This is a genomic window from Streptomyces sp. NBC_00996 (genome assembly GCF_045162675.1).
Lineage (GTDB): Bacteria > Actinomycetota > Actinomycetes > Streptomycetales > Streptomycetaceae > Streptomyces.
The window spans coordinates 9,945,779-9,967,678 of sequence record NZ_CP108723.1 but is presented as its reverse complement, the minus strand read 5'-3'; the positions used below and the strand labels follow the sequence as shown (position 1 = coordinate 9,967,678).

The window sequence follows — 21,900 nt, the reverse complement described above, 5'->3', positions numbered from 1 at the left end:
CGATCTCCCCCGCCGTGCTCATGAACGCATCGTGAGCGATGCTGGTCGTGCGGCGCAACAGAGTTTCGCGGCTCCGCAAACAGTGTTTCCCGGTCCCGGCAGCGACGATCTGCACTCTTGTGCGAACCGCCGCGAGGGTCTTGGGTGGGACGAGCAATTGCCGGTTCGGCCCACAAGACGCCGGGCCGGCGACATGGTGGAATCTCAGGAGGATCCCGACATGTCCGATTCGGTGAGTGACTGTACGGAGCGCCGCTCCGCCGTCACCGAGGCCGAGGTGGAGGCGCTGGTCCGTGGCATTTGCTTCAAGACCGGTCCACCCCGCCACCTCGGTGTCGAAGTGGAATGGCTCGTTCACGAGCTGCGGCTGCCGCAGCTCCCGGTACCACCCCAACGACTCGAAGCGGCATATGCCGCACTGCGGGCCCTGCCTCTGCGTTCGGCGCTCACCGTCGAACCCGGCGGCCAGCTGGAGCTCAGTTCCGCTCCGGCCGCCTCCCTGATGGAGTGCATCGGGTCCGTCTCGGCCGACCTCGACGCCGTACGCGCGACGCTGCGTGAGGCGGGTCTCGGCCTCAGTGGTTACGGCCACGATCCCTGGAACCCCCCGAGCCGGTTCCTCCATGAGCCGCGCTACGACGCCATGGAGCGGTGCCTCGACCGTGCGGGACCCGAAGGCCGCGCCATGATGTGCAGCTCGGCCTCCGTCCAGGTGTGCCTGGACGCCGGGTACGAGGAGCCGGGCCCGCTCGGGCACGGGCGCCGCTGGTGGCTGGCGCACCAGCTGGGCGCGGTCCTGGTGGCCGCGTTCGCGCACTCTCCCCTCGCCCACGGGCGGCACACCGGCTGGCGCTCCACGCGGCAGTCGCTGTGGGCGGCGATGGACCCCGGGCGGTCCAGCGCGCCTCCCTTGGGCGGCGAGCCGCGCGCCGCCTGGGCCCGTCGCGTGCTGGACGCGCCGGTGATGTGCGTACGGGCGCCGGACGGCCCCTGGGGCGTACCGGAGGGCATGACGTTCCGGGAGTGGACCCGGTCCGACGCGCCACCGGACCGGGCGGACCTCGACTATCACCTGACGACCCTGTTCCCGCCGGTGCGTCCGCGCGGCCATCTCGAACTCCGCATGATCGACGCGCAGCCGGGCGACGACGGGTGGATCGTTCCGCTCGCCGTCACCGCGGCTCTCTTCGACGACGCGGAGGCCGCCGAGACCGCCTACCGGACCGTCAAGCCCCTCGCCGAGCGGGCGGACTCGCAGCCGGCCCCGTGCAACCCGCTGTGGCAGGACGCCGCGCGGAACGGCCTGGCCGACCCGGAGCTGCGCGAAGCCGCCGTCACCCTTTTCGCGACGGCGGCCGAGGCTCTGCCCCGACTCGGTGCCACCACCGAAGTCCTGGACGCCGTGGCGGAGTTCACCGACCGCTATGTGACCCGGGGCCGCTGCCCCGCCGACGATCTGCTCGGCCAACTGCACGGTCAACCCCTCGGCCAATCCCACGGTCGATCTCACGGCCGGTCGCACGGTCAGTTCCACGGGAAGGACATCCGCACATGACCGCCCCCGAAACCCTCCCCGCATCACTCACGGACCCGGAGTCGCTCAGGGAACGCGCGCTGGAGGCGCTCACGACGGCCCGCGACCGCACCGCGCTTCTCACGTCCTGTGTGGAGGAGCCCGAACTGACCGCACAGCACTCGCCGCTGATGTCCCCGCTGGTGTGGGATCTCGCGCACATCGGCAACCAGGAGGAGCTGTGGCTGCTGCGCGCGGTCGCGGGGCGTGCGGCGATGCGTCCCGAGATCGACGGGTTGTACGACGCGTTCGAACATTCGCGCGCCGAGCGGCCCTCGCTGCCGCTGCTGCCGCCCACCGAGGCCCGCCGGTACGCGGCCGAGGTGCGCGGCCGGGCGCTGGACGTCCTGGAGAGCACCGCGTTCCAGGGCACGCGGCTGACCGAGGCGGGCTTCGCCTTCGGGATGATCGCGCAGCACGAGCAGCAGCACGACGAGACGATGTTGATCACGCATCAGCTCCGCAAGGGACCGGCCGCCCTGACGGCACCGGATCCCGCGCCGGCGCCGCTGTTCACCGGTCCCGCCGAAGTCCTGGTGCCCGGTGGCCCGTTCGTGATGGGCACGTCCACCGAGCCGTGGGCGCTGGACAACGAGCGGCCCGCGCATCGGCGTATGGTCCCGTCGTTCTTCATCGACACCACGCCGGTCACGAACGCCGCGTACCAGGCCTTCATCGAGGAGGGCGGCTACGGCGACCGGCGCTGGTGGACCGCGGAGGGCTGGGACCACATCCGCGCCCACGACATCGAGGCGCCGCTGTTCTGGCGCCGTGAGGGCGGACAGTGGCTGCGGCGCCGCTTCGGTGTCACCGAGGTCGTCCCACCCGACGAGCCGGTGCTCCACGTGTGCTGGTACGAGGCGGACGCGTACGCGCGCTGGGCGGGGCGGCGGCTGCCCACCGAGGCCGAGTGGGAGAAGGCGGCCCGCCACGACCCGGCGTCCGACCGTTCCACCCGCTATCCCTGGGGCGACGCCGACCCCACCCCCGAGCACGCCAACCTCGGCCAGCGCCATCTGCGTCCTGCCCCGGCCGGCAGCTGCCCGGCGGGCGCCTCACCTTTGGGCGTACGCCAGTTGATCGGCGACGTGTGGGAGTGGACGTCGAGCGATCTGGAGCCCTATCCGGGCTTCGTGGCCTTCCCCTACCGGGAGTACTCGGAGGTCTTCTTCGGACCGGAGTACAAGGTGTTGCGCGGCGGTTCGTTCGCGGTGGACCCGGTGGCCTGCCGCGGCACGTTCCGCAACTGGGACTATCCGATCCGGCGGCAGATCTTCTCCGGCTTCCGTACGGCGCGGGACGCCGGGACCGGGAGTTCCTGATGTGCCGTCATCTGGCGTTCCTGGGACCTGAGGAGCCGCTCGGCGCGCTCCTCGTGGAACCACCGCACAGCCTGTACCGGCAGTCGTGGGCACCACGGCGGCAGCGTCACGGGACGGTCAACGCCGATGGTTTCGGCGTGGGTTGGTACGCCGAGGGTGACCCCGAGCCCGCCCGGTACCGCCGTACCGGGCCCATCTGGGGCGACCAGTCCTTCGCCGACCTGGCGCGTGTCGTCAAGGCGTCCGCCCTGCTCGCGGCGGTGCGGGACGCGACCGTGGCGGGCGCGGACGGGGAGGCCGCGACGGCGCCGTTCGCCGCAGGCCCCTGGCTGTTCAGCCACAACGGCGCCGTGCTCGGGTGGCCCGGCTCCCTCGCCCCGCTCGCCGCGACCCTGCCCGCGGTGGAGCTGCTGTCACTGGAGGCCCGCTGCGACTCGGCGCTCGTATGGGCGCTGGTCCTGCACCGGCTGCGCGCCGGCGACGACGAGAGCCAGGCACTGGCCGACACGGTCCTGGAGGTCGCTGAGGCGGCCCCCGGGTCCCGGCTCAACCTGCTGCTCACCAACGGCGACACGATCACCGCTACCGCCTGGGGCGACACCCTCTGGTATCTCACCGAACCCGGACGCCGCACCGTCGTGGCCTCCGAGCCCTACGACGACGATCCGAACTGGCGGGAGGTCCCCGACCACACACTCCTCACGGCGAGCCGCACCGAGGTGCTGCTCACCCCGCTCAAGGACATGAGCGACGACATGGCATCCGCACCATCGAAGGAGCCCCGTACGTGAGTCCGTTCCTTCTCACCCGCACCCTGCCCGAGGACGCCACGGACGCCGCGCTGCGCGCGGACGTCCTGCACGGCCTCACCCGCACGCCGAAGACGCTTCCGCCGAAGTGGTTCTACGACGCCTACGGCAGCGAGCTCTTCGAGAAAATCACCGAACTGCCCGAGTACTACCCCACACGCGCCGAGCGCGAGATCCTGATCGCCCGCGCCGACGAGATCGCCCGGGCGACCGGCGCGCGCACCCTCGTCGAGCTGGGTTCGGGCTCGTCGGAGAAGACTCGGTATCTGCTGACAGCACTGCCCGAGCTGCACACGTACGTACCCGTCGACGTCAGCGAGAGCGCCCTCACACAGGCCGGGCAGGCGCTGATCGCCGAGCATCCGGACCTCAATGTGCACGCGCTGATCGCCGACTTCACCGGTGGTCTCACGCTTCCCGGCACGCCCGGGCCGCGGCTCGTGGCCTTCCTCGGCGGCACGATCGGCAATCTGCTGCCCGCCGAGCGCGCCACGTTCCTGGCGTCCGTACGGGCCCTGCTGTCACCCGGCGACGCGCTGCTGCTGGGCACGGACCTCGTCAAGGACGAGTCGGTCCTCGTCGCCGCGTACGACGACGCGGCCGGGGTGACCGCCGCGTTCAACAAGAACGTGCTGACCGTCGTCAACCGCGAGCTCGGCGCCGACTTCGACCCCGACGCGTTCGACCATGTCGCTCTCTGGGACGCCGAGCAGGAGTGGATCGAGATGCGCCTGCGGTCGCAGGCCGCGCAGACCGTGAAGATCCCCGGCCTCGACCTCGCCGTCGACTTCGCGGACGGCGAGGAACTGCGCACCGAGATCTCGGCGAAGTTCCGCAAGGAGGGCGTGCGCGGTGAACTGGCCGCCGCGGGCTTCGAGTTGACCCATTGGTGGACGGACGAGGAGGGCCGCTTCGCGCTGTCGCTGAGCACGGCCGGGTAGTCCCGGTGAACCCTGTGAACTGTGACTACGGACGACAGTTGTCACCTACCGAGGCTGTTGTCACCGTGATCATCTCTCAGTGTCAGAGACCGCCCGGGTGGTGAACCTGGTCGGCATCGGGCGCCGACAGGCGGATACCGCCGACGCCCGATGCCGACGCCCGGCGTCGGCCTGTGGTCGAGCCGCAGTTGGCGCGGCGGGCCCGCGAGCACGTGGCTGCCCGACGGCCGCGGGTGCCGGTGAGCCGGTCGGAGCAGCAGGCCGTGGTGGAGCGGTTCCTGGCCGCGCTGCGCACCGGCCAGTTGCAAGAACTGCTGGACGTCATGGCACCGGGCGTGGTCCTGATCGCCGACGGCGGCGGGCTTGCGGCCGCCGCTCCGGCTCCGGTCCACGGGGCCGAACTCGTGGCGAACCTGCTCGCTCGTCCGGACCGGGTGGTGTCGGCCGTGTGGCTCAACGGCGAGCCAGCGGGCCGGATCGAGATGGATGGCCGACTGGCCGCGGTGAGCCTCGTGGTGGAGGCGGTGAGCCTCGTGGTGGAGAACGGGAAAGTCACCCGGATCCAGGCGATGGCGAACCCGCGGAAACTGACGCGGCTGGATGAACCGGCCGAACTCGCCAGGTAGGCCCGCTGCTGCTCTGACGTCGTGTGTGTTCCGGGCGGTTCGAACCGCCCGGAACACACACGACCGCACCGGGGGTGACCCCCGTTCTTTCCTGATCTCCAGGCAGAGGGCACCGGTATCCGAAGCCGTCGTGCGGGCCCGCTCGCTCACATGGCGCTGTTGCGGAGTGTGCGGGGGGCGTAACCCCGGGCGCTCCCGAGGTGTGACGAACCGGAAATTCGATCTTCCTACGGTGCTGAGCCATGGGGCCGCCCGTCACCGGCGGGACGAGCCCGGCTCGGGACGGTACGCGCGGCGCGGGGTGGAGTTTCGGTGGCATCTGACTCGAAGGACGGCAGCGTCCGCACGGTCTGTTCCTACTGCGGGGTCGGTTGCGGGATCATGCTCGACATTGCGCGGAACCCCGCCGACGGCCGCCGCCGCGTGGCAAAGGCATCGGGCGACAAGGCGCACCCCACCAACTTCGGCCGCCTGTGCACCAAGGGGGCGACGAGCGCGGACATGATGGCCGCGCCCGGGCGTATGGCGAAGGCACTGGTGCGCACCGAGCGAGACGCCCAGCCGGCCGAGACCGATGTGGACAAGGCCATCACGGCGGTCGCCGACCGCCTGCGGAGGATCCTGGACGAGCACGGACCCGACGCGCTGTCCTTCTACGTGTCCGGGCAGATGTCCCTGGAGGCGCAGTACCTGGCGAACAAACTGGCCAAGGGCTTCGTGCGCACCAACCAGATCGAGTCGAACTCCCGGCTGTGCATGGCTTCCGCGGGCTCCGGCTACAAGCTGTCGCTGGGCGCGGACGGCCCGCCCGGCTCCTACCAGGACTTCGACCATGCGGACGCGTTCTTCGTCATCGGCGCCAACATGGCCGACTGCCACCCGATCCTCTTCCTGCGCATGATGGACCGGGTGAAGGCCGGAGCGAAGCTGATCGTCGTCGACCCCCGCCGCAATGCCACGGCCGACAAGGCCGATCTCTTCCTGCAGATCAGGCCCGGTACCGACCTGGCCCTGCTGAACGGGCTGCTGCACCTGCTGGTCGCGAACGGCCACACCGACGAGGAGTTCATCGCCGAGTTCACCGAGGGCTGGGATGAGATGCCCGCCTTCCTCGCCGACTACCCGCCCGAGAAGGTCGCGGAGATCACCGGCATCCCCGAAAGCGACATCCGCCGGGCCGCGCAGTGGATCGGCGAGGCCGGCGAGTGGATGAGCTGCTGGACCATGGGCCTGAACCAGTCCACCCACGGCACCTGGAACACCAACACCCTGGTCAACCTGCACCTCGCCACCGGCGCCATCTGCCGCCCGGGATCCGGCCCCTTCTCGCTGACCGGCCAGCCCAACGCCATGGGCGGCCGCGAGATGGGCTACATGGGCCCCGGCCTGCCCGGCCAGCGTTCCGTGCTGGTCGACGCCGAGCGCGCCTTCATCGAGAACCTGTGGAGTATCCCCGAGGGCTCCCTGCGGACCGAGGTCGGGCGCGGGACGGTCGAGATGTTCGAGCAGATGGCCGCCGGTGACATCAAGGCCTGCTGGATCATCTGCACCAACCCGGTCGCCTCGGTCGCCAACCGCAAGACCGTCATCGCCGGTCTGGAAGCCACCGAACTCGTCATCACGCAGGACGTCTTCGCCGAGACCGAGACCAATGCGTACGCCGATGTTGTGCTGCCCGCGACGCTGTGGGCGGAGTCCGACGGCATCATGATCAACTCCGAGCGGAACCTCACGCTCGTGCCGGGCGTCGTCGACCCGCCCGGACAAGCGCTGCCCGACTGGCAACTGATCGCCCGTGTGGCCTGCCAGATGGGCTTCGCCGAAGCGTTCACCTACACCTGTGCCGAAGAGGTGTTCGAGGAGCTCAAGCAGGCGTGGAACCCCAAGACCGGCTGGGACCTGCGCGGCGTGACGTATGAGCGGCTGCGCACCACACCGGTCCAGTGGCCGGCGCCGGCCGCCGACGGTCCGGACCGCAACCCGATCCGCTACGTCAACGACGGTGTCAGCCAGGCTCTCCTGGAACGCGAGGACGGTACCCGCCCCCGCCTGGCCTTCCCGACCGCGAGCGGCCGCGCGCGGTTCTTCGCCCGCCCGCACCTGCCACCGGCCGAACTCCCCGACGACGACTACCCGTTCGTCCTCAACACCGGCCGTCTGCAGCACCAGTGGCACACGATGACCAAGACCGGAAAGGTCGCCAAGCTCGTCAAACTCAACCCCGGCCCGTTCGTGGAGGTCCATCCCGAAGACGCCGACGCGCTCGGGATAGCGGAGGGCGACCACCTGGAGGTCGCCTCCCGCCGCGGGCGCGCCGTACTGCCCGCGGTGGTCACCGACCGGGTCCGGCCGGGCACCTGCTTCGCCCCTTTCCACTGGAACGACCTGTTCGGCGAGTACCTCAGCATCAACGCCGTCACGAGCGATGCCATCGACCCGATCTCCTTCCAGCCCGAGTTCAAGGTCTGCGCGGTCACCCTCGCCAAGACGGCGGCCCCCGTACCGGCGGCACGCCCGAGCATCCACCCCGAGGCCGCAGCGGACGCCACCGCACACCAGCACCAGCACCAGCACCACGGAGCGCCGGTGGACCCTGGCCCAGTCCCGGCCGCCGCAGCGGCAGCCCCGCCGGACTCCCCCATCCACGCGCTCGCCACGCTGTTCGACATCACCGACCTCGCTCCCGCGGCACTGGCCGAGCCGGAGCGCCAGTACCTCTCCGGCTATCTCTCGGGTCTCGCCCTCGCCCCGCCCGACGGGCGCGTCCCCGTCCTGCCGCCGGGCGCACCCTTCGATCCGGACCACGCCCTGTGGGTCGATGGCGTCCTCGCCGGCATGTTCTCCCGCACCGCCGCACCCGTCACCGCCGCACCCGCCCTCGTGCCCGCTCAGAAGGGCTCCCCGGCAGCCGACACGGCGGTACCGACCCGCCGCCTGATCATCCTGTGGGCCTCACAGACCGGCACCGCCGAGGAGTTCGCCGCAGGCGCCGCCACTCACCTCACCCGGGCAGGCCGCACCCCCGAACTGCTGCCCATGGCCGACGCTTCCACGGCACACCTCGGCACCGGCACCGATGTACTCCTCGTCACCAGCACCTTCGGCGACGGTGACGCCCCCGACAACGGCGCCGACTTCTGGCAGACGCTCTCCGACCCGGAAACCGGACGGCTGGAGGGAATCCGCTACGCGGTCCTCGCGTTCGGCGACTCCCACTACGACGACTTCTGCGGCCACGGTCGCCGACTCGACGAACGGCTCGAAGCCCTCGGGGCCATCCGGCTCGTCCCTCGCGTCGACTGCGAGCCCGACTACGAAGAGGCCGCCGAGGAGTGGCTCGGCCAGGTCGTCACCGCCCTGGCCACACCAGACGACCGGCAACCCGGGGCCGGGGGCGCAGCCGGGACAACCGCCCCCACTCCCACCGCACCCGCCGTCACCACCCCCGTGGCGGCCACACCAGCCGTCGCCTCGCCCGCGCCGGCTCCCGCACCGCCCGGCTACACCAAGGCATCACCGTTCGCCACGCTGCTCATCGGCAACAGACTGCTGAGCCTGCCCGGCTCCCAGAAGGAGGTCCGGCAGTTCGCCTTCGACACCCGCGACGGCGAACTCGACTACGACGCCGGGGACGCCCTCGGCGTATGGCCGGCCAACGGCGCAGGTCTCGTCGCCGAATGGCTCGCCCTCACCGGACTCGATCCCGAAGAGCCCGTCGACCTCGGCGACGGCGCACCCATCCTCCTCGAAGAAGCCCTGCGCACCCGCCTGGACATCGCCCGCATCAGCACCGACCTGCTCAAGTTCATGGCGGACCGCACCGGAAGCCACGAGCTGAAGCGACTGTTGCGGCCGGACAACAAGGACGCGCTCGCGAAGTGGAGCTGGGGCCGCCAGGCCGCCGACGTCGTCGCCACGTTCCCCGTCCGCGCTTCAGCAGCGGAGTGGACGGGGACTCTCAAGCGTCTCCAGCCCCGTCTGTACTCCATCTCCTCCAGCCCGCTGGCGCACTCGAGCGAGGTCCGCCTCACGGTCTCCGTCGTCCGCTACACCAACGACCTCGGCCGGGACCGCAAAGGCGTGTGCTCCACCTACCTCGCCGACTGCGCGGACGACGGCCCCGTGCAGGTCTTCGTGCAGCGCTCACCCGACTTCCGCCCGCCCGCCGACCCCGCCACCCCCATGATCATGGTCGGTCCCGGAACCGGCGTGGCGCCCTTCCTCGGCTTCCTCGAAGACCGCCAGGCCCGCGGCCACACCGGCCGCAACTGGCTCTTCTTCGGCGAACAGCGTCAGGCCACCGACTTCTACCACCGCCAGGACCTGGAGGCGTACCAGGCGTCCGGCCACCTCGACCGCCTCGACCTCGCCTTCTCCCGCGACCAGCGCAACAAGATCTACGTCCAGGACCGGATGCGCGAACACGGCGCCCGCCTGTGGCAGTGGCTCCAGGACGGCGCCCACTTCTACGTCTGCGGCGACGCGACGCGCATGGCCAAAGACGTCGACCAGGCGCTCAAGGACGTCGCCACGACTTACGGCGGCATGGACTCCGACGAAGCCACCACCTACGTCAGGCGCTTGTCCGCGGACAAGCGCTACGTCCGCGACGTCTACTGACACCCATCATTCGCCCTCCTCCGCCAGCGCCCGCGTGATGCGGTCGGAGGCTCGCCGGGCCTCCGTCGTCGGGTCGGAGCCATTGAGGACCTTCGTCATGTACGCCTTGATCGGGTTGTCCGCCTCGACGGCGGCCCACTGGGGCGAGGAAGGGGTCGCCCGGCCCTGCGCGGCACCCGCCGCCATGGCCGCGACTCCCTCGTCCCCCGCCACCGCGCCGGCGAGGGTGGTCTTGTTGGGCACGTAGCTCATCGTCCGGGCCAGCTCGGTCTGCCACTTGGCGCCGGCGAGGGCCGCGACGACGGCCGTGGCACCCAGCCGATCGTCCGTGTTCTCGGGCACCACGAGGTCGGAGCCGCCGGTGAAGACCGCGCCGGGCTCGGCGGCCGTCCTGCCGGGCACGGGGAAGAAGCCCAACTTCCCCTTGAGGGCGGGGTTCGCCCGCTCGATGGCCTGAGCGAGCCCGGGCACGGCCACGAGCTGGGCTACTCGCCCTTTGGCGAACACCCCGGCCTGCGACGGGTGTTCCTCGTCGGCGTTCACGGGTCCCTCGCCGAGTGCCTGCAGCCGCCGGTAGAAGTCCATGCCCCGCAGCGCGGCCGGCGTCTGCAGGGTGCCCTCCCAGGTCCCGGCGGAGGCCTTCTTCGCGAGGTCGCCGCCCTCGTCCCAGATGAATCCGGCGAGCGTGTACCAGTCCTGGCCCGCGAGATAAATCCCTTGGTTCCCGGAGGAGTTGAGCTGTTCGGCGTCTGTGAGCCACTGGTCGCGGGTCTTCGGGGGGTGCTTGATACCGGCCCGCGCGAACAGGTCCTTGCGGTAGATGACGACGCGGTTGGCCGCGTACCAGGGGATGCCGAACTGACGGGTGTTGAAGCGGCCGGGCTCGGCGAGGCCCGGCAGCCAGTCGTTCATGCCCCAGTCGCGCATCGACTCGAGGGTCAGGTCGCTCAGTCCGCCACCGTCCACGTACTGAGCGACCTGGGTGTTGCCGACCTCGATGACGTCGGGCGCTCCCTTGTCCTCCCGTTTGAGCGCAGCCTGGACCTTCTCGCCGATCCCGGTCCATTCCTGGATGCGGATGTCGAGCCGCAGGTCGCCGTGCGTCCGCTCGAAGTCCTCGGTGAACCGCTTCAGGAATTCCTTGGACGCGCTGTCCTTCATCAGCCACACCGTCACGGTCCGCCGCTCCGTGCCCCCTTCCGGCAGGGCACCGCAGGCGGTGAGCAGGGAGGCGGCGACACATACGAGGGCGAGGAGGCGATGTCTCACGATAGGTCCAGTTCTGCCTTGCGGACAGGGGTCAAGGGCCCGACGTGGGGGACGAGCTCAGCGCTCGCACGGGTGTTCTGGATTTTGGTATGGACCAATCAACCCCGTCAAGGGCTCAGCTTCCGGGCACGGTGTCCTCGAAGGCGGTCCCGACGCTGCGGTACGCGGTGACCTTGGCGGCCACCTGGGCGGGACCGAGAACTTGGTCCTTGACGTGCAGCACATAATCGACCTGTTCGTCGTAGGCACGGGGCGTCGTGCCGGCCTGCCCGGCCAGGTCGATGAGCCATTGGTTGAAGTTGATCGACATGGGGCGCTCCGGCAGGTACGCGGCGTCGTGCGTGCCGAAGAGCTGTCCGTCGATGTAGTACTTGATGCTGCTGCCGTCGATCGTCAGGACCAGGTCGTGCCGGCCGCTGTAGCTCCGGCGGCCCTCGGTGTGCTGGTTGACGGCCTGCCACGGGTCAGGGTTGTAGGTCTCCCAGGACGTGGTGTAGAGGATGTTCGACGGCTCGCCCCAGCCGCCGTTGGGCAGATACTCGAAGTCGTACTCGGAGTAGTCGTCGGCCATCGGCGCGGTGAGGTCGTTGATGGTGAAGAACGTCTGGGAACTCTCCGACGCGCCCCATGAACCAGCCATGGAGCTGCTCGGGCCCCGCGAGCCCCTCCCTCCCGTGCTCGCCTACGCGCGCCAGGATGCGCCGCCCATTCGGTGGTGGGGCACTCGTCGCCGCCGACGTGGATGTACGGCGAGGGGAAGGTGTCCATGACCGGTGTCAATGACCTCGCCGAGGACGGTGCGGCAGAAGTCCAGGGCCTGGTCGTGGACGCCGAGCACCTGCTCGGACACACCCCACTCGGTCCACACGCCGAGCCGGCGGTCCGGGTCGTTGCCGAGTTCGGGGCAGGCGGCGAGGGCGGCCCGGACATGGCCGGGCATGTCGATCTCGGGGACGACGGCGCCCCCCCGCGCGGCCGCGCGGGCGACGAGACCGCTCAGCTCGGACCGCGTGTAGCTGCCGCCGTGCGGAAGTCCGTCCCCGCGGGTCTGCGCACGCCGGGCGCCGATCTCGGTGAGCTTGGGGCAGGCGGCGACGGGCATGCGCCAGCCCTGGTCGTCGGTGAGGTGCAGATGCAGGGTGTTCAGCTTGTGCAGCGCCGGCAGGTCGATGAATCGCCTTATATATGAGGCGGGTTGGTAGTGCCGGGCCACGTCGAGCATCGTCCCGCGCCACGCGTGGCGCGGGACGTCGGTGATCCGTACGCAGGGGAGGGTCCAGGCGACACCGCGTACGGGGCCGGCGGCGAGGGCGTCCGGCGGCAGCAGTTGGCGCAGGGTCTGGACTCCGCGCAGCAGGCCGGTGGGGTCGGCCGCGTGCAGGAGTACGGCGTCGGGGGTGACGGTCAGCACGTACCCCTCCGGGCCGAGGGCGGTGAGCGTCGCATCGAGAGCGAAGGCGACCTGTCCGTCAGCGGTCGCGGGCAGGGGCAGCCCGGTGGCGGGGGCGTGGAGTTCGCGCAACAGTACGGCGGCCGCCTCGGCGCCGCGTGCCACCGTGAGGCCGGTGCGCTCGTCGAGAGTGAACTTCCCCGGCAGCACCACGAGTTGGCTGGGCACGGGAAGCAGCGGTACGTCGACTGCGGGCATGACCGAGGTGCCTTTCGCGACCGGATCAACCTTACCAATTGGTCAACTGACCTCTTGCGCGACATGAAGGTGGCATAGACCAATAGGACCGTCAAGGGTCCCTGCGGTAAAGGGATTTGAAGCCCCACTCGGAGACATGACTCGTCAACTGGTCAACCAGCCAGCTACCATGGGCTTGACGAGCTGAAGGCGAGCACCGGGGAGCGGGCGACCCATGGACGGCGTACTGAAACGGGAGCGGGTCCGCGACTTCCTGCTCGGACTCGTCGAGGACCGCGGGCCCGGAGCGGCCATTCCCTCCGAGCGCACTCTCTGCGTCCAACTCGGCGTATCACGGCCCACGTTGAGGGCCGCCGTCGACGAACTCGTCGCCACCGGGCTGCTGGTGCGCGAACACGGGCGGGGCATGTTCGTGGCACCCGCGAAGATCACTCAGGAGATCGTTCCGGACCGGCAGACGGCGAGCGTGCCCCTGGCCACCGGCAGCTGGTCGAGCCGTGTGCTGGAGCTGGCGACCATCCGCGCGGGCGCCAGGATCGGCCGGAAGCTGCGGATGTCACCGGCCGCGGAGCTGGTCTACATCGCGCGGCTGCGGCTGGTCGACGGTTCCCCCATGGCGATCGAGCATCTGCACATCCCGGCCGCGCTGGTGCCCTCGCTCACCCCGGCCGAGCTGGAGGCCGGGGACCTCTACGCCCAGCTGCGGGAACACCACCAGGTCCATGTCCACGAGGCGACCCAGTCGATCGAGCCGACGGTCGTCAGCGAGGCGGAGGCCAAGGTGCTGGGCGTCCCGGTCCTCTCCCCCGCGCTGCTGATCGAACGCCTGACCACGGACACCTCCGACCGGCCGGTGGAGTACGTCCACTCCCTCTACCGGGGCGACCGCTACCGCATCGTCTCGCGGCTGTCGCTGGGCGCGCACCACGGCCGTACGGCCCGGGGCACGCCCGAGGACTTCACCCAGGGCATCCCCGACATCTCGCGGACCGCCGCACTGTGGGGCACCGTGGAATGACGCGTGGCACACCCGCCACGGCGGAGAGGAGCACCCGCATGTCCGAGAACACGTACCGGGTCACCGAGATCGTCGGCACCTCCCACGAAGGCGTCGACCAGGCGATTCGCAACGGCATCACCCGCGCCTCGCAGACTCTGCGCAACCTGGACTGGTTCGAGGTCACGCAGGTCAGGGGACAGATCGAGAACGGGCAGATCGAGCACTACCAGGTCGGCCTGAAGGTCGGCTTCCGGCTCGACGAGGGCGACTGACCCTCCCCTGGGGCCCCTGCCCGGCCCCTTCAGAGCCTCGCGCACCCCTCAGGTGCGGCCCTCCCGCTCCTGCGCGTCCTTGAGCGCCTCGGACGTGGCAGCCCAGCGCGCCCGTACGACCCTGAAGCCCGCCCGCTCCGCGTCCTCGCAGACGAGCTCGTCGTCGTCGACGAGGACGCGGATGTCACGGTCGCGGGCCAGTCGGCGGAGGATCTCCAGCTTGGTGTGGCGGGCCGGCCTGCGGTCGTCGTTGCGCCGCATCCAGATGCGCCCGTCGGGCAGCCCCTGTGCGGCCAGCCAGTCGACGGTGTCCCGGCGGCACCGCTCGGGGCGGCCGGTGAGGTAGACCACCTCGCACTCCTGCGCGCTCTTCCGCGCCAGCGCGATGCCCTCGGCCAGCGGTGGGTCCTGCGACGCGGCCGCGAAGAACGCGTCCCAGTCCCGCGGTTTCCGCTCCAGGAACCGCTGTCGGTGCGCGGTGTCCGCGAGTGTGCCGTCCACGTCGAACACGGCGAGTGGTCTGCTGCTCTTCTCCTTCACGCGGACCACCCTAGACAGGGGCGAGAACACCCCGTGCGCCGCGGCAGGCGATCCCTCACGTGAACACGTCCAACTTCCGCCTCGTCAGGCTCTGTTCACATCACCCAGCAAGCCCTTACCGTAATGCCTCGCACAGCATGTCGTACAACATTCGGCATTTCGAACAAAAGCAGGGTGGTGGGGGGACACCACCACCCTGGCTTCGGGCATGCGGAGGTCTTCGTGAACCCCTCTCTCGACAGACGTCGCTTCCCCGCCGTCACCGGCGTGGCGGAAGTCGCCGCGCCGGCTGCGTGACCGATCCAAGGAGAGCCGCACATGATCACACCAGGCATACCGTCACGCCCCGCGCGGCCATCCCGCCGGAGCCTGCTCCGCGCGATGGTCGCGCTGCCCGCCACCGCTCTCGTCCTCGGCGAGCGGCCCGGACTGCTCGGCACCGCCACGGCGGCGGCGCCGGCCCGGGGCTATGCCACCCGCTACACCATCGTGCCGTTCCTCAACAGCAACGACGGCACCGTCAACGTCTATGAGTCGGACGACGCCACGGACTTCCGGCTGCTGAAGGCCTCCGCGTACACGCCGCCCAGCAACCGGATCCGCGACGCCAGCGTGTTCAAGCACACCGACGGCTACTACTACATCACCTACACCACGCATACCTGGCAGGACGTCAGCACCACCATCGGCTTCGCGCGCAGCTCCGACCGGGTCAACTGGAGCTTCCTGTACGACTACACGGTCCCGATCGGCAGCCTCTCCCGCGCGTGGGCGCCCGAGTGGTTCGTGGACAGCGACGGCAGCGTGAACATCATCGTGTCCTGCTCGGTCACCAGCGACGAGTGGATCTTCACGCCGTATCTGCTCAAGGCCACCAACTCCGCACTCACCGCATGGAGTTCACCGGTGGCCCTGTCCGGCATCGGCGCCAACCACATCGACACGTTCATCGTGAAGACCGGGTCGACGTACCACGCGTTCACGAAGAACGAGACGACGAAGTACATCGAGTACGCGACCGCCTCCAGCCTCACCGGCTCGTACGCCATCCAGCGGACCGGCGACTGGGCGGGCTGGGGCGGCACCCGTGAGGGCCCGGCCCTGATCCAGCTCGACAACGGCGGTTGGCGGATCTTCTTCGACGGCTACGGCGACGGCAGTTACTACTACAGCGACAGCTACGACACCTTCGCCACCTGGAGCGCCCCGAAGAAGCTTCCGGGCATCTCCGGCACCGCACGCCACTTCACCGTGATCAAGGAGACGGTCTCCGCAGGCGCCAGTCTGCCGACCGGCGTCACCCGCTCCTTCCAGTCGGGCAACTACACCACCCGCTACTGGCAGGAGCAGTCCTCGCTGCTCAACCTGCCCGTGGTGAGCGGCTCCAGCAGCAGCGCGGAGAAGCAGGCCGCCACCTTCACCGTCGTGGCGGGTCTCGCCGACGCCAACGGCTACTCCTTCCGCGACGCGGCCGGCAACTACCTGAGGCACTACGACTTCCGTGCCCGCTTCGACGCCAACGACGGGACGTCGACGTTCGCCAAGGACGCCACCTACATGGCCCGGACCGGCACGGCGAGCGGCTCGGTCCGCCTGGAGTCGTACAACTACCCGGGTTACTACCTGCGCCACTACAACTATCAGCTCCGCGTGGACCCCGCGGACGGCACCGACCTCTTCCGCCAGGACGGCTCCTTCGTCCCCGTCACGGCCTGGGCATGACCGCCATCCGCCGGAGAGAAGGAGATCAGATGAGCGACCGATCCGGCCCGCTGCAGCCGTCCCGCCGGGGCGTGTTGGGGGCGATGGCCGCCCTCACCGCCGGTTTGACCCTCGGTGCCCCGTCCGCCCGTGCCGCGACGGGAACCTCGTACGTGATGGGCTACTTCACGGAGTCCCCGAGCGGCAACGGCTCCGACTACGGCCTCCATCTGGCCGTCAGCACGGACTCACTCCAGTGGACCCCGCTGAACCAGAACAACCCCGTCGTGACCCCGACCGGGGGCACCGGCGGACTGCGCGATCCGTTCATCCTGCGCAAGCAGGATGGCACGTTCGTGGTGCTCGCCACCGACCTCAAGGGCACCGACTGGAGCCTGCAGAGCCAGTACGTCCATGTATGGGACTCCACCGACCTGCGCACCTTCACCAACTATCACCGGCTGAAGCTGCACGACATGGCCACGCACAGCTGGGCGCCCGAGGCGTTCTGGGACGCGGGCCGCGGCCAGTACGGGATCATCTACTCGGCCGTCAACTCCAGCGGCCACAACGTGATCATGGTCAACTACACCACCGACTTCGTCACGGCGTCGGCTGCGCAGGTCTTCTTCGACCCCGGATACGACGTCATCGACGGCGACCTGGCCGTGGGCGTCAGCGGTGTGAACTACCTGTACTTCAAGAAGGACCAGTCACTGGTGGGCGCCAGGTCCACGTCGCTGAACCCCGGCAGCTTCACCGTGTTCAGCACGCCGGTCTCGCACGGCGGCACCGAGGCGCCGATCCTCGTGAAGTCCCAGACATCGAGCACCTGGTACCTGTGGGGCGACACCTACACCCCCAACGGTGTCTTCTACGCCTGGCAGAGCACCGATCTCGCCGCCGGCACGTGGACGGCGGTCGATCAACGCCTCTATACGCAGCCCCTCAACTCCAAGCACGGCACCATTCAGCCGATCACGACGACCGAGTACAGCAACCTCGTCGCGAAGTGGGGCGCTCCGGCCTGGAACCGGCTCAAGTCCTACAACTATCCGGCGCGTTACGTCCGCCACTCCAACTACGTCGGCAGGATCGACGAGTACCCCTTCGACCCGTACACCGACTCCCAGTGGAAGCTCGTGCCGGGTCTCGCCGACAGCGCGGGCGTGTCCTTCCAGTCGGTCAACTACCCGACCCGCTATCTGCGGCACTACAACTACCAGCTGCAACTGGACGTCACCGACAGCACGACGACGTTCGCGCAGGACGCCACGTTCTACCGGACGGCGGGCCTGGCCGACACCTCATGGTCGTCTTTCCGCTCCTACAACAACCCGGACCGCTACATCCGGCACGCAGACTACGTCCTGCGCATCGATCCCCTCTCCACCAGCACCGACAAGGCCGACGCCACGTTCTCGGTCGGCTACTGACCGTTCCTAGTCAGTGAGCAGGAGTGAGTGTTGCACCCATACCTGGTCACTGCGGACATCCCGAACGGTTTTGGATGTCCTGGTCGCCCAGCCACCTCCCGCAACCCACTCAACCCGATCACCCTCCCCTCCAGGGTCGAACAAGCCCGTCACCCCACCCAACGGCCACCACCAGGAAAGGTCACCCATTCGACACAAGAACTCCCGTTCCCCGGCGCCAGGTCCTCCACAGGAGACAGCCGGACACTCATCACACACGCCAGAACACACTCATGCGCTGTCATGCGGCAGCGGCTCACACCCCCTTGACGCCTCCAGGAGACACCCCCCATGTCACCTCTCCGCAGAGTTCTCGCCTGTCTGGCAGCGGCAACGGCCGCTCTCGGCGGGCTCACGGTGACCGCTCCCGCCGCGGCCGCCGCCGACTCGGGATCGTTCAGCGTGCTCAGCTACAACGTCGCCGGACTGCCGGAGTCGCTGTCCAGCGCCTCGACGCCGCGGGACACCAGCACCACCGAGATCGGCCGGCGCATCGCCCCGTACGACATCGTCAACGTCCAGGAGGACTTCAACTACCACGCGTACCTGTACTCCACCGACACTCATCCCTACCGCACCGCGACCAGCGGCGGCGCGGGCATAGGCAGCGGCCTCAACACCGTCTCCACCTACGCCTGGGACGGCGACGATTTCGAACGCGTGGGCTGGAACGACTGCCAGGTGGACTCGGGCGACTGTCTGACCCCCAAGGGCTTCAGCTTCATGCGCGAGCGCCTGGCCGAAGGCGTGTACGTGGACTTCTACAACCTCCACACCAACGCCGGCACCAACGACGGCGACCTCGCGGCGCGCGCCGCCAACCTCGCCCAGCTGACCTCGTTCATCGGCACCCACTCGGCCGGCAACGCCGTGGTGGTGATGGGTGACACCAACACCCGTTACACCCGCTCCGGCGACACCATCGCCGAATTCGCCTCCGCCAACGGCCTCACCGACGCCTGGGTCAAGCTCATCCGCGGTGGCACCCCGCCCGCCAAGGGCAGCGACGCGCTGGTGTGCGACCAGACCGGCGCCACCGTGCCGAACACCTGCGAGGTCGTCGACAAGGTCCTCTACCGCGGCAGCAAGCTGGTGACGCTGAACGCGACCTCGTACAACAACGAGCACGCCAAGTTCCTGACCTCCGACGGGCTCATGCTCTCCGACCACGACCCGATCACCGTCGGCTTCACCTGGTCGCGCAACGCCGCCTTCCAGCTCGGCGACCAGTTCGGCGGTCCGCACGGGGACTACTTCAACGACATCGACAGTGTGCCGCCCGGCGCCCGGGCCACCACCGTCTCGCTTCGCAGCGGCTCGCGCGTCGACCAGATGGGGCTGACGCTGAGCAACGGCACAACGCCGACGCACGGGGGCACGGGTGGCACCGCCTCGTCCCTCGCCCTCGGCAGCGGTGAGTACATCACCTCGGTGCAGCTGTGCCAGGGCGCGAAGGACAGCCACACCCGGATCTTCTACGCGAAGTTCAGCACGAACCTGGGCCGCGGTCTGGCGGGCGGCACGACGACGTCGGACTGCGTGACCCGCACCGCGCCGTCCGGCTGGCAGATCGCCGGCTTCCACGGCCGCGCGGGCGACGAGGTGGACAAGATCGGCTTCATCTACACCCAGCGCTGACCCGACCGTCCCGGACAGCAGTGCCCCGCCGTGTCTTCGGACTCGGCGGGGCACGGGCTCACGTGACCGACTCGCTTACGAGGAGAGCCACTCGGTGGCGTTCAGGGCGAGCGCCGCGTTGGTGGCGCCGGTGTCGTTCCAGCCGTCGTACAGCGTGTATCCGGACTTGCCGGTGCCGTCGTCGATCGGCGAACTGTCGCCCCAGAAGGCGACCTTGCCGCTGCCGAAGGTGCTGGTCGCGAAGAACGCGCCGGTGTTGCCGGAGTAGCCGGTCCGGTAGAGCAGGCCCTTGACGGCCGCGTTGTCGGCGGGCTTGAGGGTGGCCGTCGCTGCCACACGAAGAAGGAAAGTTGACGGCTCATCAGTCAGGACGCATCTGTGAGCCATGGCCTGACCTGCTTGCGTGCCTCGTGCAGGCGGGACTTGAGCGTGCCGAGCGGGATGCCCACCCGCTCGGCCACCTCCGCGTACTCCAACTGGCAGATGTCCCGGTAGACCAACGGCGCCACCAGATGCGGGTGTTCCCGCTCCAGGCGCTCCAGCGCCTCCAGGAGGTCGACCCGTGAACCGGCGATGACGCTCGTGGTGCGCGGATCGACATGCTGCGACGCGTCGATGACGACCGGCTGCTCGGCCGCGCGCCGCTTCAGCTCGCGGTACTTCTGGCGGGCGCAGTTCGCGACCACCGTGTACAGCCAGGTGCTGAAGCGGCTGCGGCCCTCGAACGTGGTGATCTTCCGGGACACCTGGAGGAGGACGTCCTGGGCCGCCTCCTCGGCGTCCTCGCGACAGGGCAGGAAGCGCCCGCAGCGCCGTACGACCTCGGGCTGGACCTTCTGGAGCAACGCGTCCAGCGCCGCCCCGTCACCGGCGGCCGCGCGCAGAGCGAGCTCCTCGGTCTCCGCCGCGTCCCGCACTGGGTGCTCCCCTCGGTGTCGACCTGAGGCCAGGCATGATAGTCGCATGCACTTCCTGGAGCGGATCGGCCGCTACCGTCTGGACCGGCGCCTGGGCGCCGGCGGCTTCGGCGTGGTCTGGCTCGCCCACGACGACGTGCTCGAGGCCGCCGTCGCGGTGAAGGTGCTGTCCGAGAACTGGGTCGACCACCTGGACATCCGGGAGCGCTTCCTCTCCGAGGCACGGCTGCTGCGCCGCGCCGACTCCAACCGCGTCGTCCAGGTGTACGACATCGGTGAACTGCCGGACGGCAGGCCGTACTTCGTCATGGAGTACGCCGACGGGGGCACCCTCGCCGACCGGGTCGAGACCGGACCGCTGCCCGTGGCCGAGGCCCTGCGGCTGACGGCCCTCGCGGCCCGGGGAGCTGCCGCGCTGCACGAGGCCGGCATCGTGCACCGGGACATCAAGCCGTCCAACGTGCTGCTGCGCACCTCGCCCGCCGGAAGCGACCGGGTGCTCCTCGCGGACCTCGGCCTGGCCAAGAGCCTGGCCCAGGCGTCCGGGCTCACCATGGCGGCGGGTTCCGCGGGCTACACGCCTCCCGAGCAGGCCGAGCCCGGGTCCGGGATCGACGCGCGGGCCGACGTGTACAGCCTGGGCGCCCTCGGCTACCACCTGGTCACCGGCTCCGTCCCCGGCCCGCCCGGCAAGGTCGTACGGCCCGACCGGCTCCGTAAGGACCTGCCCCCCCGACGTCCAGCGGGCGTTGCTGCGCGCCATGGAACCCGACCGGGAGCGGCGCTGGCCCACGGCGGCCGGTCTCGCCGCGGAGCTGGAGCGACTGGCCGAACCCGGCGCGGCCCCTCGGCCCCCTCGACCTCGTCGGCACCGACGGCGGGCGCTGATCACGGTGCTGGCCGCCGCCGTCGTGGCCGGCGCCGTGGGCATCACCGCCGCGATCGTGACGCGCGGGCCGGCCGCGAAGACCGTCCGGGTCGAGGACAGCACCGGCCGGGTCACCGCCGAAGTACCCGCTGCGTGGGGCCACCAGCTCCGCGACTCCGGATGGAATCCGCACACCCTGGGCCTGAAGGACACGAAGGAACCCGGTCTGGCGGTCGCGGACGACCTCGCGAAGTGGCAGGACCTCGGCTCACGCGTCAACGGAGCCTTCATCGGCCTGAGCGAGCAAGGCGACATCACGGCCGAGGTCCGCGCGATCGCGCACACCGGATGCCATTACGACGGCAGCCGCACCTACGACGGCACGCACTGGCACGGTCTGATACGGACCTGGAACGGCTGCCCCGGCAGCGACGGCACCCTCACGGAGGCGGGGCTCACTCCGGCGGGCGGCGCCGGGCAGCCTCAGGTGTACGTACAGATCCGCCAGGACGGCGGCAGTGACGCGACCGACCGCGTTCTCGGTTCGGTACGAGTGGGAGCCTGACGGAACTCGCCCGCCGATTGCGTGAACTTTTCTCCGTCCCGGTGCATCGGAGAGTGATGACGGGGCACAACGCGCCGTGCGCACGTGTCAGGACGCGTGCGGTGATTCTCAAGGAG

General features: G+C 69.8%; 13 protein-coding genes and 5 pseudogenes. 12 read left to right on the top strand and 6 right to left on the bottom strand.

The window, feature by feature from the left end; genetic code table 11:
* Positions 1-220: 220 nt before the first annotated feature.
* The 6 genes and pseudogenes from egtA (at position 221) to OG390_RS46070 (ending at position 9,891) form a co-directional block, all read left to right on the top strand.
* Entirely contained in the window at positions 221-1,555 is a 1,335-nt protein-coding gene (egtA, locus tag OG390_RS46095) for an ergothioneine biosynthesis glutamate--cysteine ligase EgtA (RefSeq protein WP_406176415.1), read from the top strand.
* On the top strand, positions 1,552-2,895 hold the full coding sequence (egtB, locus tag OG390_RS46090; RefSeq protein WP_406176413.1) for an ergothioneine biosynthesis protein EgtB: 1,344 nt from the start codon (positions 1,552-1,554) through the stop codon (positions 2,893-2,895). Before egtA ends, egtB begins: the two co-directional genes overlap by 4 nt.
* The gene (gene egtC, locus OG390_RS46085; protein WP_406176412.1) at positions 2,895-3,686 is read left to right on the top strand and encodes an ergothioneine biosynthesis protein EgtC; all 792 of its coding nucleotides are present in this window, start codon (positions 2,895-2,897) and stop codon (positions 3,684-3,686) included. The genes egtB and egtC overlap by 1 nt, the downstream gene beginning before the upstream one ends.
* On the top strand, positions 3,683-4,645 hold the full coding sequence (gene egtD / locus OG390_RS46080) for an L-histidine N(alpha)-methyltransferase (protein WP_406176410.1): 963 nt from the start codon (positions 3,683-3,685) through the stop codon (positions 4,643-4,645). The genes egtC and egtD overlap by 4 nt, the downstream gene beginning before the upstream one ends.
* Before the next feature lie 185 nt (positions 4,646-4,830).
* Positions 4,831-5,271 (top strand): annotated as a pseudogene (locus OG390_RS46075) (RNA polymerase subunit sigma-24); the annotation flags it as partial.
* Between the two features lie 312 nt (positions 5,272-5,583).
* Complete coding sequence (locus OG390_RS46070) at positions 5,584-9,891, top strand: molybdopterin-dependent oxidoreductase (RefSeq protein ID WP_406176408.1); 4,308 nt, start codon at positions 5,584-5,586, stop codon at positions 9,889-9,891.
* A gap of 6 nt (positions 9,892-9,897) precedes the next feature.
* Here OG390_RS46070 and OG390_RS46065 read toward each other — a convergent pair whose 3' ends face one another.
* The 3 genes and pseudogenes from OG390_RS46065 to OG390_RS46055 all read right to left on the bottom strand — a co-directional run.
* Positions 9,898-11,160 carry an extracellular solute-binding protein gene (locus tag OG390_RS46065; RefSeq protein WP_406176406.1) on the bottom strand — a complete coding sequence of 421 codons (1,263 nt, stop codon included), beginning with the start codon at positions 11,158-11,160 and terminating at the stop codon, positions 9,898-9,900.
* Positions 11,161-11,275: 115 nt separating this feature from the next.
* Positions 11,276-11,767: pseudogene (locus tag OG390_RS46060) on the bottom strand (glycoside hydrolase family 16 protein); the annotation flags it as partial.
* A 1-nt stretch (position 11,768) separates the two neighbouring features.
* Positions 11,769-12,808: pseudogene (locus OG390_RS46055) on the bottom strand (beta-N-acetylhexosaminidase); the annotation flags it as partial.
* Between the two features lie 214 nt (positions 12,809-13,022).
* Between OG390_RS46055 and OG390_RS46050 the strand changes: the two are divergent.
* Positions 13,023-13,826, top strand: coding sequence for a GntR family transcriptional regulator (locus tag OG390_RS46050; protein ID WP_406176404.1), 804 nt, complete (start codon positions 13,023-13,025; stop codon positions 13,824-13,826).
* A 38-nt stretch (positions 13,827-13,864) separates the two neighbouring features.
* Positions 13,865-14,080 (top strand): dodecin, encoded by a 216-nt coding sequence (locus OG390_RS46045; protein WP_399093204.1) that lies wholly within the window; start codon positions 13,865-13,867, stop codon positions 14,078-14,080.
* A 48-nt stretch (positions 14,081-14,128) separates the two neighbouring features.
* On the opposite strand, the gene OG390_RS46040 is transcribed toward OG390_RS46045, so the two are convergent.
* The gene (locus OG390_RS46040; RefSeq protein WP_406176403.1) at positions 14,129-14,620 is read right to left on the bottom strand and encodes an HAD family acid phosphatase; all 492 of its coding nucleotides are present in this window, start codon (positions 14,618-14,620) and stop codon (positions 14,129-14,131) included.
* A gap of 318 nt (positions 14,621-14,938) precedes the next feature.
* Here OG390_RS46040 and OG390_RS46035 point away from each other — a divergent pair, with 318 nt between their 5' ends.
* From OG390_RS46035 to OG390_RS46025, 3 genes are all read left to right on the top strand, one after another.
* Entirely contained in the window at positions 14,939-16,342 is a 1,404-nt protein-coding gene (locus OG390_RS46035) for a glycoside hydrolase family 43 protein (RefSeq protein ID WP_406176402.1), read from the top strand.
* A gap of 29 nt (positions 16,343-16,371) precedes the next feature.
* Positions 16,372-17,757 carry a glycoside hydrolase family 43 protein gene (locus OG390_RS46030; RefSeq protein ID WP_406176400.1) on the top strand — a complete coding sequence of 462 codons (1,386 nt, stop codon included), beginning with the start codon at positions 16,372-16,374 and terminating at the stop codon, positions 17,755-17,757.
* A gap of 330 nt (positions 17,758-18,087) precedes the next feature.
* Positions 18,088-19,434, top strand: a complete 1,347-nt coding sequence (locus tag OG390_RS46025; RefSeq protein WP_406176399.1) for a jacalin-like lectin — start codon at positions 18,088-18,090, stop codon at positions 19,432-19,434.
* Positions 19,435-19,515: 81 nt separating this feature from the next.
* Here the strand turns inward: OG390_RS46025 and OG390_RS46020 are convergent.
* Positions 19,516-19,764 (bottom strand): annotated as a pseudogene (locus tag OG390_RS46020) (hydrolase); the annotation flags it as partial.
* Positions 19,765-19,799: 35 nt separating this feature from the next.
* On the bottom strand, positions 19,800-20,351 hold the full coding sequence (locus OG390_RS46015; protein WP_406176398.1) for an RNA polymerase sigma factor: 552 nt from the start codon (positions 20,349-20,351) through the stop codon (positions 19,800-19,802).
* Between the two features lie 46 nt (positions 20,352-20,397).
* Here OG390_RS46015 and OG390_RS46010 point away from each other — a divergent pair.
* A pseudogene (locus tag OG390_RS46010) lies at positions 20,398-21,784 on the top strand (serine/threonine-protein kinase).
* The last annotated feature ends 116 nt before the right edge of the window (positions 21,785-21,900 follow it).